We start from the raw sequence: 13,009 nt of genomic DNA, 5'->3' as shown, positions 1-13,009 counted from the left end.
CTGCTCACGCGGAACGGAGCCGCCTCATCTGGCGCGGCTCAGAGCGCCTGGCGCAGGGCTTCGCCCGGGGTCGGAGCCGAAGGCACGTACGTGCATCCCTCGTACAGCGGCCAGACCGCCCACGCCCCCTGATCGTTGCGATACAGGTAGCCGAGCACCGTCTCGCCGCGCGAGATGTTCCACGGCTCGCCGTCCTTCGGCTGCGCGAGCGTGAACGGCGTGTTGTTGACGATCACCGTCTGCGAGCCGGGCTCGGGGTGGAAGTTCTCAAGCATCGTGAGGGCATCCTATGCGCAACCGGGCGGTCAGCAGCACCGAGCAGCGGACGAAGGCCGACGGGGGGTCAGATGCGGACGAGCATCCACCGCACGCCGCCTCGAGCGAGCATCAGAACAACGATCAGGCCGGTGACCGCCCAGAACCCACCGAGGCTGACGCTGCCCTGGAACACCAGAGCCGTGAGCTCGATGACCAGGAACTTGCTTGCCGGCAGCACGAGTAGCAGGGTCGCGACGTTGATCGATCTTCGCCATGCGGTGCGCGCCGACTTGATGCGCGTCAGGAGCAGTCCTTTGAGCCGGACGACGACCTCGAGCACGAGTTTGAGCAGTACTGCGGTCAGCAGCACGAGGGTGAACGATTCCGAGATGACCTGGGGAAAGAACTCCACGAACAGCCCGAGCACGACCGTGTAGACGAAGATGTCGACGACGTCGGATGCCCGCAGCCAGTTGCGCCGATCACGGCCCTCGTCGCTCGGCGCAACGGCGTCTGGTGACTCCATCATCCTTTTCTAGCGTGGGAGCACTCGGTCTTCGTCATCCCGGGCGTCCGGGGTCCCGTCCGCCGTCAGGCTGCGTCCTCGCCGACGCACACCAGCAGCGCACCCGGCCGAACGGTGATACGAGCCCGCGCGACCTCGCCGAAGCTGTCGCCGTCGAGCTCGACACCGTGCGGCGTCTCGAAGCGCACCTCGAAACGGCGGCCCTGCGCGTAGGCGAGCGCCCGGAGATCCGGAGTCAGCTGGAGCATCCTGCGACCGAATCGCGAGCGGTGCGCGATGCCCTGAAGGGTGAGGCGGGTTCCGATGCCCGCCCAACCGAAACGGCCCTTGGGTCGCAGCATCACCACGTCGAGCAGCCCGTCATCGACGTGCGCACGGGGAATCAGCAGCATGTTGCCGGTGAGGGTCCCGCAATTGCCGACGATGACGGTGTGCGCGTGAGACGACCTGACATGACCGCCGTCGACGCGGTAGTCGATGTGGAAGAGCCGATTTCTGACGATGGAGCGGGCGATCGGAGTCACGTAGGCGAGCCAGCCGAGTCGCTTCTTCGCCAAGGCGCTCGTGTTCTCCGCCATCTCCGCGTCGAGTCCGATCCCCGCCATCACGAGGAATACGTGCGAACTGCGTCGCGCCTCCTGGTTCTCCAGGTCGGCAACGGCAACGTCCACCGCCCGCGTCACGCCTGAGAACGCCCTACGCACGGAGCGCTCCACGTCGTTCAGGGCGAGACCGAGGTTGCGGGCCAACAGGTTTCCGGTTCCTGCCGGAAGCAGCGCCAACGCCGTTCCGCTGTCATGGACGACCTCGGCGACCGCACGTACGGTGCCGTCGCCACCCGCCACGATCACCACCGTCGGATCATCGGCGAGCGCATCCTGCGCGGCCCGCAACCCGGAATCGTCCCCGCTCGTCTCGTGCCAGACGGACTTCGCCCAGCCGTGCAGGCTTTCCTGCTCTTCCACTGCACGACGGAGTCGATCAAGCGGAGCCTTCACCGGGTTGTAGACGATCGCGGCCCGATTCACACCCTCGAGCCTAGGCTCCGGTCTGACTTGCCGAGCGTTGGCGCCGTCCAGGCGAATCGTGACCAGAACGCGAGAACCGTGATTCCAAAGGAATGTTTGACAGCTGCCATTGCCAAACATATCTTTGGCTTCATGGATGTCACCGACCCGCAAGCCCTCCGGGCGCTCGCCCACCCCGTGCGGCTCGACTTGATCGAGCTGCTCGGCACGGCCGGTCCGCTCACGGCGGCCGAGAGCGCGCGCCGACTGGGATCCACTCAGGCGAGTTGCTCGTATCACCTGCGGCTGTTGGCGAAGTACGGGTACGTCGAGGAGGCGACGTCGAGCGGGGATGGGCGCGAGCATCCATGGCAGCTCACCGATGTTCGACAGAGCTGGTCGGGCGCCGGCCCTGCGGCGCGCGAGCTGGAGCGGGTCTTCGTGCAGCGCGAGGCGGACCGCATTCTCGCCTGGCAGTCCGCGTGCTCCGAGCAGGTGTCACCCTGGCGCGAGGCCGCGTTCATCACGGGCGCGTCGTTGCCACTCACCGCCGATGAGCTCGAGGATGTGCGCAGCCGGCTCTCCGCCGTGCTCGAGCCGTACATCGCGCGGCTTTCGAATCCCGCCGATCGCCCTGCCGGGCACCGCATGGTCAGGGTGCTGCTCGCGGGCACGCCCGCCGAGACGGGCGATGACGAGCCCGCCGGGAGCGACGCGTGATCCCCGCGCTCTCGAACGGGGAACGCTTCACGGAGTTCGACACTGTCGTGCCGAGCGCGGTGGGCGACCTCGGGGCGATCGTCACCGTTCCGACCGGCGTCACCGACTCGACTCCCGGGCTGGTGCTCGTCGACGGATCGGGCGACGGCGATCGGAACAGCTGGGGCGAACTGCCCGCATGGCTGGCCGACGCGGGCGCCGTCGTGCTGCGGCACGACAAGCCGGGATGCGGCGGTGCGCCGGGGCACTGGCTCGAGCAGTCCCTCGAGGACCGGGCGCGCGAAACGCTCGCCGCCGTGCGCGTGCTGCGCGAGCATCCACGGGGCCACGGAAGGCCGATCGGCCTCTACGGCATCAGCCAGGGCGGATGGGTCGCGCTGCTGGCGGCCGCACTCGAGCCCGAGTCGGTCGACTTCGTCGTGTGCGACTCCGGACCCGGTGTCACGCCGGCCAGACAGGAGAGGGAGCGGCTCGAGATCGCGCTACGGGCGGAGCGCCTCGACGCGCCGACGATCGCTCGGGCGATGAAGTGGGTCGACGAGCGGCTGGCGCGCCTGCGCCGCGGCGACTCGGAGGCGTCCGTGCTCGCCGAGCAGGCGCGGCACGCCGGCGAGCCCTGGTACGACATCGTTCGGTTCCCCTACGACACCGCGGAGAGCCTGCGCTTCGTGCGCAGCATCATGGACTTCGATCCCACGAACGTGATGCCGAGCATCCACTGCCCCGTTCTCGCGCTGTTCGGAGCCGCGGATGCCCTCATCCCTGTCTCCGAGAGCGTCACCGCGTTCGCCGAGCACCTCCCCCACGACCCGCGGAACGGCCTCGCGGTCTTCCCGAGCGCCGACCACGGCTTGTTCGTCGCGGAGCCGCGGCCGGGCGTGCCACGGCGCGAACAGCTCGCGCCGCTGTACCTTCCGACGGTCGCGGCATTTCTTGCGGACCGGGCGGCGGAAACTGCGGCCGACCAGTTCATGCGCTGACGGGGCGGATCCGCATGCGCTTCGCCGCAGGCAGGTCGCACCCGAGCCTCATCCCTCGCCGCGAAGCGACCGCACCATGCTCTGCAGAGCCTCGAAAGCGGCGGCCTGCTCCGAGCCCGTCATGCCGCTCAGCATCTTCAGCTCGACCGAACGCACGGCCGCGGATGCCTTCTCCAGACTCCGTCGGCCACGGGGCGTGAGCCGCGTGGGGATGGCCTTGCCGACTGCTGCGTCCGTCGCCCTGATCACGTCGCCGTCACGCTCCAGTGACTGCAGCAGCACGTTCATGCTCTGACGGGTCACGAACGTTCCGCGCGCGAGCTCGGAGTTCGACAAGCCGGGCCGCTGCGCCAGCAGCTCGAGGCAGGAGTAGTGGGTCACGGTCATCCCGAGCGGCTTCAGCACCTCCTCCATCGAGGAGCGGAGCACGCTGGATGCCTGTTTCAGCAGGTAGCCGAGCGACGTCTCGAGATCGATGCCCGCTTCATCTTGACCCATGTCAGTATTCTGACATACGATGTCTTGTGTCAGATAACTGACACGTAATGAAGGAGCACATCATGCCTGTCACCGGCCCCGATTTCATCTCCCTGCAGGTTCGCGATCTCGACGCTTCGCAGGCGTTCTACGAGCAGTACCTCGGACTCGTCCGTTCGCAGGCCGGCCCACCGCATGCGGTCGTCTTCGAGACGACGCCGATCGCTTTCGCGCTGCGCGACCTCATTCCGGGTACCGACCTCGACTCGGTCGAGCAGCCAGGAATCGGCATCGCGCTCTGGCTGCATGCCACCGACGTGCAGGCCATCCACGACACGCTCGCCGCCGACGGCCACACCATCGTCTCGGCGCCCATCGACGGACCTTTCGGACGCACGTTCACGTTCGCCGACCCGGACGGGTATCAGGTGACGCTGCACGACCGGGCATGAAGCCGTCCCGGCTCAGCCGGCAGAACCCACCGATCGCCGATGGCACGATGCCACGACCGAGGACGATCCTTCAGTAGCGTTGCCGAGTGACCTCCGCGCTGCTGATCACCGAAGAAGATCCGCGATCGGCCGATGTGACCGAGCTTCTTCACGAGCACCTGGCCGACATGTTCGCCACCAGCCCGGCCGAGAGCGTTCACGCACTGGACCTTGCGGCATTGCGGGTTCCGAGCATCACCTTCTGGGCGGCGCGCAGCCACGAAGGCGCGCTTCTTGGATGCGGCGCCCTGAAGCAGCACGACGATGCGCTGGGCGAGCTGAAGTCGATGCGAACGGCCTCGGCCGCTCGCGGACACGGCGTCGCCTCGGCCGTCCTGCTCGAGATCATCGCGGAGTGCCGCCGGCGTGGAATCCGTGAGGTCAAGCTCGAGACCGGGACGGAAGAGTATTTCGCACCCGCACGCCGGCTCTACGAACGCCACGGCTTCACGCCGTGCGCTCCGTTCGCCGAATACACGGAGGATCCGAACAGCGCTTACTACGGGCTGCGTCTGGAATACATCACCGGATGACCTTGAAGCGTTGGAGCACGACGAGGGCGTCGTCGTCGAGCTCGAAGTCCTCGCCGAGCTCCGCGCGCGTCTCCGGAGCCGTCCAGAAGCGAACATGATCCGTTCGCCATCCCTCGAGCGAACGGTAGCCCTCCCCTTGTGCCGGCGCATGATCGACGGAGACCTGTCGTGAACGCCCACGAAACACGTGAGCTCATCCTCCGCGTCAATACGTGCTGGCGGCGGCGCCAGCTGTCGTGGGTCTTGCAGGCATGACGATCGGGCCGGCCCTCGGTTCTCCCGAGCGTGCTGATGGATCCACTCTCGGGCGCGCGGCGGATTGGGGACGAAGAACGCGCCGATTCTTCGGTACCGCCCGGTCGGGAGCTTCGGTCAGGTCCGCAGGTGCGCCCGTTCGCCCTGCGGCCCGTACAGGCAGAGCGCCTCGGCGGTCTGCTCACCGTGGTTGCCGATCCAGTGCGGGGTGCGGGTGTCGAATTCGGCGACCTCGCCGGGTCCGAGGTCGAAGGACCGGTCGCCGAGCAGCAGCGCGACTCGGCCCGAGAGCACATAGAGCCACTCGTAGCCTTCGTGGGACGCCAGTTGCTGCTCCTGCCTAGCCGTGGTCGGTGGGATCAGCTGTTTGAACGCGCGGACTCCGCCGGGGCGTCGGGTGAGAGGCACGATCACGCGGCCGTGATGTTGTCGGGGTTTGAGGTGGATCCGCGGGTCGCCGGTCTGGGGCGCACCGACGAGATCGTCGAGCGGCAGCCCGAAGGCGCGCGCGAGGGGCAGCAGCAGTTCGAGGGTCGGGCGGCGTTCGCCGGACTCGAGGCGCGACAGCGTCGACACGGAGATGCCGGTCTCCGCGGCAAGCGCCGCCAGGGTGAGACTTCGAGCCTGCCGGAGCGAACGCAGGCGCGGGCCGACTGCCTCGAGAACGACGTCGAGCGCCGGCTGGGCGGGCAGCGCTACGGGGTCAGTCACGCAAGAAGATTGCCACAATGGCAAAGGGATTTGCCAATCGGGCGGTATAAGTCGAATCCTCGGAAGATGACAGAACCCACCTTCGCGAAACAGTACGACGTCGTCATCATCGGCGGTGGAGCCGCGGGCCTCAGCGCAGCGACCACACTCGGCCGGTCGCTGCGGAGCGTCCTCGTCGTCGACGACGGTGCACCTCGCAACGCCCCGGCTGACGGGGTCCACAACCTCCTTGGCAGCGATGGCATGCCGCCTCGCGAACTCGTGCGCGCCGGACGGGCCGAGGCCGAGCAGTACGGGGTCAGGTTCGTGTCCGGACGGGTCGCGGCCGTGACACCCGGATTCCGGATCGAACTCGTCGACGGATTCCGCACTCGCGCCCGACGGGTGGTCGTCGCCACGGGCGTCACAGACGTGCTGCCCGACGTCCCCGGTCTCGCCGAGCAGTGGGGCCGAGGAGTGGTGCACTGCCCGTACTGCCACGGGTGGGAGGTGCGCGGCAAGCGGATCGGAGTGCTCCTGACCTCACCGATGCAGCTGCATCAGGTGCACTTGTTCCGTCAGCTGAGTGAGCACGTCACGGTGTTCGCCGGCGACCCTGCGATGATCGACGAGGAGGCGCGTGCATTGTTGCGGGCCCGTGGCATCCGGATCCGCCCGGAGGCGATCGCATCGGTCGAATCCGCGAACGGCGTCGTCACAGGCGTCCGCACCTCCTCCGGCGAGGACGTCGAGCTGGATGCGATCGTGGTGGCGAGCGTCGTCGAGGCGCGCATCGGGTTCCTCGACGGAGTGGGGCTGGCCGCGGCGGATCTCGTCGTCGACGGCCTTCGGATCGGATCGCAGCTCCCGGCATCCACCATGGGTGCCACTTCGGTGCCGGGGTTGTGGGCGGCGGGCAACGTGACGCAGCCGATGGCGACTGTCGTTGCCTCTGCGGCCGCGGGCCAGATGGTCGGCGCGCAGGTGAACGCCGAACTCGCGATGGAGGACGCGCGCGCCGCGGCGCAACAGTGACAGCACGCCTGAGGTCGGGTCCTCCGCTGCCGCATGGAGGCGGCCTGACGAACGGCCACGCCTCGGCCGACCGCCGGCCGAGGACCACGGCTGCGCTCCGATGTCGACGCATCCGGACACAGCGGTTTACGCCCGCGATCACCTCAAAGCTCGGCTGTGTCATCGTCGCGGCGCATGAGTTCCGAGACCGGACCCACCCGCACGTCACGAACACGAAAAGACCCCGCCGAAGCGGGGTCTTTTCGTGTTCGTAGCGGGAGCGGGACTTGAACCCGCGACACCACGATTATGAGCCGTGTGCTCTAACCACCTGAGCTATCCCGCCGCAGACTTCGTGCCGACCGAAGCGGCCGCTGCACCAAGCTGGAGCCCCGAGTCAGGATTGAACTGACGACCCCTTCCTTACCATGGAAGTGCTCTACCACTGAGCTATCGGGGCGACGCCGATCGACCGCGGTCCGAATCGGCAACCGTAAGAGAATATCATCCCCGCGGGGCTCTCCACGCCACGTGACGGTCATCGTGACGCCGGCTGACGGCATCCAGCAGCGACGTCGCGCAGCCGCGGCCGCAGTGGGCCGTCACGCCTCGACCGGGTCGGTCGCTGCGCCGATCACACGGTGCAGGATCGTACGCAGATCCTGCAGCTCGGTGAGGTCCATGCCCAGTCTCTGGATGATGCGGGGCGGGATGTTCAGGGCCTGGTCGCGGAGAGCGCGCCCGCTCTGCGTGAGCTCGACTCGGAGCATCCGCTCGTCGCGCGGGTCGCGGTGGCGCTCCACGTACCCGGATGCCTCGAGCCGCTTCAGCAGCGGCGACAGCGTCGCAGGCTCGAGCTGCAGCGCCCGGCCGATCGACGCGACCGAGCGCGGTGACTCCTCCCACAGCGACAACATCACGAGGTACTGCGGGTGCGTGAGTCCCAACGGCTCGAGAATGGGCCGGTACAGCGCGATGACGCTACGGGACGCCACGGCGAGCGCGAAGCACACCTGATTCTGGAGCGCGAGCAGGTCCTCGCCGCCGCCGTCGCCCGCCTGCGTTGTCGTCGACCGGTCGTCGGTGGTTGTTGCGGCCGCCATGTCTTCCCCGTTCTGCCGACCCGATGCATCGATCTGCGAGCGCCCGCAGGCGATCGATCGCTGCGGGGAACTCGACTCGATGATACTCTTGCACTAATAGTTAGTGCACTAATGAATTGAGCGCTGACGAAATCTGCGAACGAGTTTGGAGACCCGACGTGGCCCGCGGCAGCTGGAACTGGTACGAGAAGTTCAACAACATCGTGCGCACGTTCACCGGTCCGGCACAGCTGGGCGCCGGACATCCGGAAGGACCCGACGTTCGCCGCGCCGACGCGCGATGCCCCATGTGCGGCTCGCCGATGACCGAGCACACGGTGCTGCGATCCGACGACCAGCGCACGGCCAGCCGCTTGGTGTGCCCGACGGTTTAGTCACCGGCCGGGGCGACTCCGGGCAACGCGACCGCGACGAAGGCCGGGCCGTCGACCCGCAGGCGCGCCCCGCCGTCGTCTTCCTCACCGGGCTCGTCGACGTCGATCAACACGTCGCCGTAGACGACGGCCGCCGACGCCCACCCGGAAGCCGCCTCGTACGGCAGCCGCACATCGGCGGTCGCGCGCGAGGCGAGCACCAGCACCGACTCGTCGCGGTGCTCCCGCACGAACACGAGCACGTCGTCGCCGACGTGCAGCCAGCGGAATCCTCCGTCACTCAGTGCCGGATGCCGTCTGCGCAGCGCGATGAGTCCGCGATAGAGGTCGAGCATGGCGCGGGCATCCTCTGCCGTCACGCCGGTTGCCGGGTCGACGGCTGCGGGATCGACATCGGCGCCGAGCAGATGCCACGGCATGGGCATCCTCGATGCCTCGCCGTCCTCGGCCGAAAGGCCGAACTCGTCGCCTGCCCACACCACCGGGATGCCCGGCATGCTCACCGACAGCCCGAACGCCACCGGCACGGTGCCCTGCCTGGCGTGGGTGTGGAAGCGCGGAACGTCGTGCGTGTCGAGCGCGTTCATCGTGCCCTGCCGCACGCGCCAGGGAAACGCCGCGGCGAAGCGGGTGTGGGCATCCACGAGCTCATGCCCGCTATAAGAAGGGATGACGCCCACCGGCTGCCCGAAGTACGTGGACCTGCTGCCCGGCTCGGACAGCCAACCCCAGACCGGGCGAGTGAAGTTCGCGTACGTCATGGCGCCATGCCAGGCGTCGCCCTGGAAGTCCGGCGCCGCATCGTTCGTGGACTCGCCGAGCAGGATCGTGTCGGGGTTCACCTCGACCATGGTGCGGCGGATGATGCGGCGCACCTCGGTGTTGAAGTCGTCGTCGCGGTAGCGGCCCGTCATGTTCGCCACGTCGATGCGCCATCCGTCGAGCGAGAACGGCGGCTTGAGCCAGTGGGCGACCACCGAGTCCGGTCCCTCGATGAACCTGCGGCGCAGCTCGGCCGAGGCCCAGTTGAACTTGGGCAGGCTGGGCACGCCGAGCCAGGCGACGTACTCGGTGTGCTCGGCGTTCAGCCAGTAGAAGAAGTCGCTCTCCGGAGCATCAGGATGCCCCAGCGCCGCCCTGAACCACTCGTGCCCGTCTCCGCAGTGGTTCGTCGTCAGGTCACCGATCACCTTGAGCCCGCGCGAGTGCGCCGCGGCCACGAATCGCGCGAGGGCGTCATCCCCGCCGAGAAGCGGATCCACGTGCTCGAACGACGCTGCGTCGTAGCGATGGTTCGACCGCCCGGGGAACACGGGTGTGAGGTAGACGAGGGTGACGCCGAGCTCGACGAGGTGGTCGAGGCGCTCGGCTGCGCCGTCGAGGTCGCCGCCGTAGAACTGCTGCGAGCGGCCGGGCGGCACGTCGTCGACGGGGTCCGTCCAGGCCGCGGGCATCGCCCAGTCGGGAGCGGTGCGGCCATTCGCCTGCGAAGACCGGGCGAAGCGGTCGGGGAACAGCTGGTAGAGCATCGTGGAACGCACCCACTCCGGCGGCGCGTCGTAGGCGACGAGACGGAAGTCGTCGGCATCCAGCGTCTCCGTCGGCCACGTGCCGGTGGCGTTGACCCACACGCTCGACCCGTCGCCCATGGTGACGAGAAAGCGGTAGCCATGCACCGGGTTCTCCACCTCGACGGGCGCCTCCCACCAATCCCAGCCGTCGCCCGAGTCGACCACCGCGGCATCGGTGAAGCGCGGCTCGTGGTCGGGGTTGGAGCGAGTTCGCACCGCGGCGACCGGGCCCAACTCGTGCGGGATGCGCAGGCGAACCCGCACCGTGTCGCCGAGGTGGGGAGCGGCATCCGAGACGTACAGCGACGAGCCGTCGTGGTGTGGCGTGAGCATGGCAGTCATCCTCTCCCAGATCGCTGGGCGAGCAGCAGGCGAGTCGAAACGCCGCGCACTCCTACTTCACCGAGCCGGCGGTGAGGCCGCCCACGATGTACTTCTGCAACAGCAGGAACACGACCATCACCGGCAACGCGGCCAGCACGGCGCCTGCCGAAAAGATCGACCAGTTGTTCGAGAACTGCTGCGACACGAACATGTAGAGACCGACGGCGAGCGTCTGCGTGTTGGGGTCGGTGAGCACGATCGAGGCGATCACGTATTCCCCCGTGGTGGCGATGAACGACAGCAGACCGACGACCGCCAGGATGGGCGCGACGAGTCGCAGGATGATCCCGAAGAAGATCTGCGCGTGGCTCGCGCCGTCGATCTTCGCGGCCTCGTCGATCGACATGGGCACCGTGTTGAAGAACCCGTACATGAGGTACGTGTTCACGCCGAGCGCACCGCCCAGGTAGACGAGGATCAGGCCGAGCTGGCTGCCGAGCCCCAGCGCGGGGAACACGTCGCCGATCGTGGACAGCAGCAAGAAGATCGCGACGACCGCGAGGAACTGCGGAAACATCTGGATCAGCATCAGCGACAGCAGGCCGACACGACGACCGGTGAACCGCATGCGTGAGAACGCGTAGGCGGCGAGCGCGCCGAGGAACACCGTCGCGAGTGCCGTGACTCCGCCGATCACGAGCGTGTTGACGAACCAGAGGCCGAACGGCTGGTCGGGGTTCTGGAACAGCGCGACGTAGTTGCTGAAGTTGACGGTCTGGAACAGCGCGTTCGACCCGACGAGCGAGCCTGCCGGGTTGAGCGACGCCGAGAGCACGTAGAGAAGAGGGAAGACGGCGAACACGACCATGACGATCGCGACGAGGTGCCGCCAGCCGGTCTCCTTGAACCATCGGCCGAACCGGAAGCCGCGCTGGCGGACATCCCGTGTGCTCGGCCGTGGGTCCTGCGCGGTCGATCGCGCGTCGAGGGACGGAACAGCGCTCATCAGTTGATCTCCTCGAGTGCCTTGGTGCGACGGAAGGCGATGATCGAGATCACCGCGACCATGATGAAGATGAGGATCGAGAGCGCGCTGGCGAGACCGTAGTCGCGCACGCCGCCCTGCCCGAACGCGATCTTGTAGACCATCGTGATCAAGAGGTCGGTGGAGCCGATGTCGAGGGTGGTGTCGGTGAAGCGCGGCCATCCTCTGGTCAGCATGTAGATGACGTTGAAGTTGTTGAAGTTGAACGCGAACGACGCGATCAACAGCGGCGCCACCGAGACGAGCAGAAGCGGCAGCTTGATGGAGCGGAAGATGCGCCACGGGCTCGCGCCGTCGACCTTGGCCGCCTCGTCCACCTCTTCGGGCAGCGACTGCAGCGCCCCCGTGCACACCAGGAACATGTACGGGTAGCCGAGCCACAGGTTCACCAGGATGACGCTGAACCTCGCGAGCCACGGGTCGGTGAGCCACGGAATCTGGGCGCCGCCGAACAGCACCTGGTTGATGAAGCCGAACTCCGGGTTCATCATGCCTGCCCACACGAGTCCGGAGAGGAACGCGGGGAATGCGTAGGGCAGGATGACCAGCACGCGGTAGATCTTCTTGCCGCGCAGCTTCGGGTGGTTGAGCACCATGGCAAGGAACAGTCCCAGCCCGAACGTGGTGAGCACCGACAGGATGGCGAACGCGAACGTCCAGAGGATGACCCGCCACAGCGGCGCCGCGAGTTGCGGGTCGGTGAATGCCCTGGCGAAGTTCTCGAAGCCGACGTTGATCTTCCAGCCGGGGCTGAGGGTCTTGGTGCCGTCCTTGGTGGCGAACTCGCCGTGCCCGTTGTCGACGTACACCGTGCCGGAGGAGTCGGTGAACGTGCCGGCCTTCTGGTCGTAGACGAGGTCGGAGCGGAACACGTACGCGGTGCTCGCGTCGTCGGTGCGCAGTGCGCCGTCGTTCGGATCGGAGCTCAACGGCACCGACAGCGATGTCACGTCGTCCTGTCGCGACAGCACCTCGGAGAGGTTCAGCGTGCGGAAACCGGGCGCCCCGACGGCCTTGTCGCCGTCGAACTTCGCGTGCTCGACGACTTCGAGAGGATGCCCGGTGGTGCCCACCGAGGCGGTGCCGCTCTTCGTGTCGGTCGCCAGCAGGTACAGCTCGCTGCCGCGTTCGAGGATGCTCACGGGATACGCGGGCGAGTCGGGGACCCGCTTCAGGCCGTTGGCCTCGATCGCGGCGACGGCATCCGACTTGCTGCCGTTGTGACCGTCGCTGTAGTTCGTGAACGCGATGTAGCCGCTGTAGATCACCACGAACACCTGGAAGACGACGAGGAAGATCACGCCGGGCGTCAGGTACTTGGCCGGCAGCCGTTTGCCGCGGCCCAGGTAGATCCAGTTGATGACACCCGTGATGAGCACCACGATGACGATCGGCACCCACATGTTCAGGCCGGCCATCACGAAGACCGCCCACACGATGACGGCGTCGAGCAGTCCGAGCAGCACGATCTTGGCGATCAGTCCGCCGAGGCCGCTGCCGCCGGCGATGGGTGGGGTCGAGGCGGGTCGTGCGCCCTTCGTGCCGTCGGGAGCGGATGCCCGGGCATCCTCATCGGAACGCGTCGCGTCGAGCGTGCTCACGTCATCGTCAGCCATGGTGGTCCTTCGTTGTCACGGTGTT

The 13,009-nt window shown here is 67.5% G+C and carries 16 protein-coding genes and 2 tRNA genes; 6 read left to right on the top strand and 12 right to left on the bottom strand.

Going from position 1 to position 13,009, the window contains the following annotated elements; genetic code table 11:
- Positions 1–38: 38 nt before the first annotated feature.
- From FPZ11_RS16340 to FPZ11_RS16330, 3 genes are all read right to left on the bottom strand, one after another.
- Entirely contained in the window at positions 39–275 is a 237-nt protein-coding gene (locus tag FPZ11_RS16340; protein WP_146322125.1) for a hypothetical protein, read from the bottom strand.
- Between the two features lie 68 nt (positions 276–343).
- Entirely contained in the window at positions 344–784 is a 441-nt protein-coding gene (locus tag FPZ11_RS16335; RefSeq protein WP_146322124.1) for a hypothetical protein, read from the bottom strand.
- 65 nt (positions 785–849) lie between these two features.
- The gene (locus FPZ11_RS16330; RefSeq protein ID WP_246846319.1) at positions 850–1,986 is read right to left on the bottom strand and encodes a diacylglycerol/lipid kinase family protein; all 1,137 of its coding nucleotides are present in this window, start codon (positions 1,984–1,986) and stop codon (positions 850–852) included.
- Here FPZ11_RS16330 and FPZ11_RS16325 point away from each other — a divergent pair.
- Entirely contained in the window at positions 1,945–2,511 is a 567-nt protein-coding gene (locus FPZ11_RS16325; protein WP_146322123.1) for a winged helix-turn-helix domain-containing protein, read from the top strand. The genes FPZ11_RS16330 and FPZ11_RS16325 overlap by 42 nt on opposite strands.
- On the top strand, positions 2,508–3,491 hold the full coding sequence (locus tag FPZ11_RS16320; protein ID WP_146322122.1) for an alpha/beta hydrolase family protein: 984 nt from the start codon (positions 2,508–2,510) through the stop codon (positions 3,489–3,491). The genes FPZ11_RS16325 and FPZ11_RS16320 overlap by 4 nt, the downstream gene beginning before the upstream one ends.
- A gap of 48 nt (positions 3,492–3,539) precedes the next feature.
- Here FPZ11_RS16320 and FPZ11_RS16315 read toward each other — a convergent pair whose 3' ends face one another.
- Positions 3,540–3,989 carry a MarR family winged helix-turn-helix transcriptional regulator gene (locus FPZ11_RS16315; protein ID WP_146322121.1) on the bottom strand — a complete coding sequence of 150 codons (450 nt, stop codon included), beginning with the start codon at positions 3,987–3,989 and terminating at the stop codon, positions 3,540–3,542.
- A 62-nt stretch (positions 3,990–4,051) separates the two neighbouring features.
- Here FPZ11_RS16315 and FPZ11_RS16310 point away from each other — a divergent pair, with 62 nt between their 5' ends.
- Together FPZ11_RS16310 and FPZ11_RS16305 are read left to right on the top strand one after the other, a co-directional pair.
- A complete protein-coding gene (locus FPZ11_RS16310; protein WP_146322120.1) occupies positions 4,052–4,420 on the top strand; it encodes a VOC family protein in 369 nt (122 codons plus the stop codon).
- An 86-nt stretch (positions 4,421–4,506) separates the two neighbouring features.
- A complete protein-coding gene (locus FPZ11_RS16305; RefSeq protein ID WP_246846318.1) occupies positions 4,507–4,992 on the top strand; it encodes a GNAT family N-acetyltransferase in 486 nt (161 codons plus the stop codon).
- On the opposite strand, the gene FPZ11_RS16300 is transcribed toward FPZ11_RS16305, so the two are convergent.
- Positions 4,982–5,179: an ASCH domain-containing protein gene (locus FPZ11_RS16300; protein WP_146322119.1), complete on the bottom strand. Its 198-nt coding sequence runs from the start codon at positions 5,177–5,179 to the stop codon at positions 4,982–4,984. The two genes, FPZ11_RS16305 and FPZ11_RS16300, sit on opposite strands and share 11 nt — an antisense overlap.
- A gap of 185 nt (positions 5,180–5,364) precedes the next feature.
- Positions 5,365–5,958, bottom strand: a complete 594-nt coding sequence (locus FPZ11_RS16295) for a helix-turn-helix domain-containing protein (protein WP_210415900.1) — start codon at positions 5,956–5,958, stop codon at positions 5,365–5,367.
- Between the two features lie 66 nt (positions 5,959–6,024).
- Here FPZ11_RS16295 and FPZ11_RS16290 point away from each other — a divergent pair, with 66 nt between their 5' ends.
- Positions 6,025–6,972 (top strand): NAD(P)/FAD-dependent oxidoreductase, encoded by a 948-nt coding sequence (locus tag FPZ11_RS16290; protein ID WP_146322118.1) that lies wholly within the window; start codon positions 6,025–6,027, stop codon positions 6,970–6,972.
- Positions 6,973–7,223: 251 nt separating this feature from the next.
- Here the strand turns inward: FPZ11_RS16290 and FPZ11_RS16285 are convergent.
- From FPZ11_RS16285 to FPZ11_RS16275, 3 genes are all read right to left on the bottom strand, one after another.
- Positions 7,224–7,297, bottom strand: a tRNA-Met gene (locus tag FPZ11_RS16285).
- Positions 7,298–7,336: 39 nt separating this feature from the next.
- Positions 7,337–7,411, bottom strand: a tRNA-Thr gene (locus FPZ11_RS16280).
- A 142-nt stretch (positions 7,412–7,553) separates the two neighbouring features.
- Positions 7,554–8,054: a MarR family winged helix-turn-helix transcriptional regulator gene (locus FPZ11_RS16275; protein WP_146322117.1), complete on the bottom strand. Its 501-nt coding sequence runs from the start codon at positions 8,052–8,054 to the stop codon at positions 7,554–7,556.
- A gap of 158 nt (positions 8,055–8,212) precedes the next feature.
- On the opposite strand from FPZ11_RS16275, the gene FPZ11_RS16270 reads away from it, so the two are divergent.
- Positions 8,213–8,428 carry a hypothetical protein gene (locus tag FPZ11_RS16270; protein WP_146322116.1) on the top strand — a complete coding sequence of 72 codons (216 nt, stop codon included), beginning with the start codon at positions 8,213–8,215 and terminating at the stop codon, positions 8,426–8,428.
- Here the strand turns inward: FPZ11_RS16270 and FPZ11_RS16265 are convergent.
- The 3 genes from FPZ11_RS16265 to FPZ11_RS16255 form a co-directional block, all read right to left on the bottom strand.
- Positions 8,425–10,332: a glycoside hydrolase family 13 protein gene (locus FPZ11_RS16265; RefSeq protein ID WP_246846317.1), complete on the bottom strand. Its 1,908-nt coding sequence runs from the start codon at positions 10,330–10,332 to the stop codon at positions 8,425–8,427. The genes FPZ11_RS16270 and FPZ11_RS16265 overlap by 4 nt on opposite strands.
- A gap of 61 nt (positions 10,333–10,393) precedes the next feature.
- On the bottom strand, positions 10,394–11,329 hold the full coding sequence (locus FPZ11_RS16260) for a sugar ABC transporter permease (RefSeq protein ID WP_146322114.1): 936 nt from the start codon (positions 11,327–11,329) through the stop codon (positions 10,394–10,396).
- Positions 11,329–12,984, bottom strand: coding sequence for an ABC transporter permease subunit (locus FPZ11_RS16255; RefSeq protein ID WP_146322113.1), 1,656 nt, complete (start codon positions 12,982–12,984; stop codon positions 11,329–11,331). Before FPZ11_RS16255 ends, FPZ11_RS16260 begins: the two co-directional genes overlap by 1 nt.
- Positions 12,985–13,009 lie beyond the last annotated feature (25 nt).

It is taken from the genome of Humibacter ginsenosidimutans (assembly GCF_007859675.1).
GTDB classification, from domain to species: Bacteria; Actinomycetota; Actinomycetes; order Actinomycetales; family Microbacteriaceae; genus Humibacter; species Humibacter ginsenosidimutans.
The sequence above is the reverse complement of the archived record's forward strand: the minus strand, read 5'-3'. Positions and strand labels throughout refer to the sequence as shown.

Coding starts and splice junctions, on each gene's coding strand:
- FPZ11_RS16340 (WP_146322125.1), bottom strand. CDS start 275: ATGCTTGAGAACTTCCACCCCGAGCCCGGCTCGCAGACGGTGATCGTC.
- FPZ11_RS16335 (WP_146322124.1), bottom strand. CDS start 784: ATGGAGTCACCAGACGCCGTTGCGCCGAGCGACGAGGGCCGTGATCGG.
- FPZ11_RS16325 (WP_146322123.1), top strand. CDS start 1,945: ATGGATGTCACCGACCCGCAAGCCCTCCGGGCGCTCGCCCACCCCGTG.
- FPZ11_RS16315 (WP_146322121.1), bottom strand. CDS start 3,989: ATGGGTCAAGATGAAGCGGGCATCGATCTCGAGACGTCGCTCGGCTAC.
- FPZ11_RS16310 (WP_146322120.1), top strand. CDS start 4,052: ATGCCTGTCACCGGCCCCGATTTCATCTCCCTGCAGGTTCGCGATCTC.
- FPZ11_RS16290 (WP_146322118.1), top strand. CDS start 6,025: ATGACAGAACCCACCTTCGCGAAACAGTACGACGTCGTCATCATCGGC.
- FPZ11_RS16275 (WP_146322117.1), bottom strand. CDS start 8,054: ATGGCGGCCGCAACAACCACCGACGACCGGTCGACGACAACGCAGGCG.
- FPZ11_RS16265 (WP_246846317.1), bottom strand. CDS start 10,332: ATGCTCACGCCACACCACGACGGCTCGTCGCTGTACGTCTCGGATGCC.
- FPZ11_RS16260 (WP_146322114.1), bottom strand. CDS start 11,329: ATGAGCGCTGTTCCGTCCCTCGACGCGCGATCGACCGCGCAGGACCCA.
- FPZ11_RS16255 (WP_146322113.1), bottom strand. CDS start 12,984: ATGGCTGACGATGACGTGAGCACGCTCGACGCGACGCGTTCCGATGAG.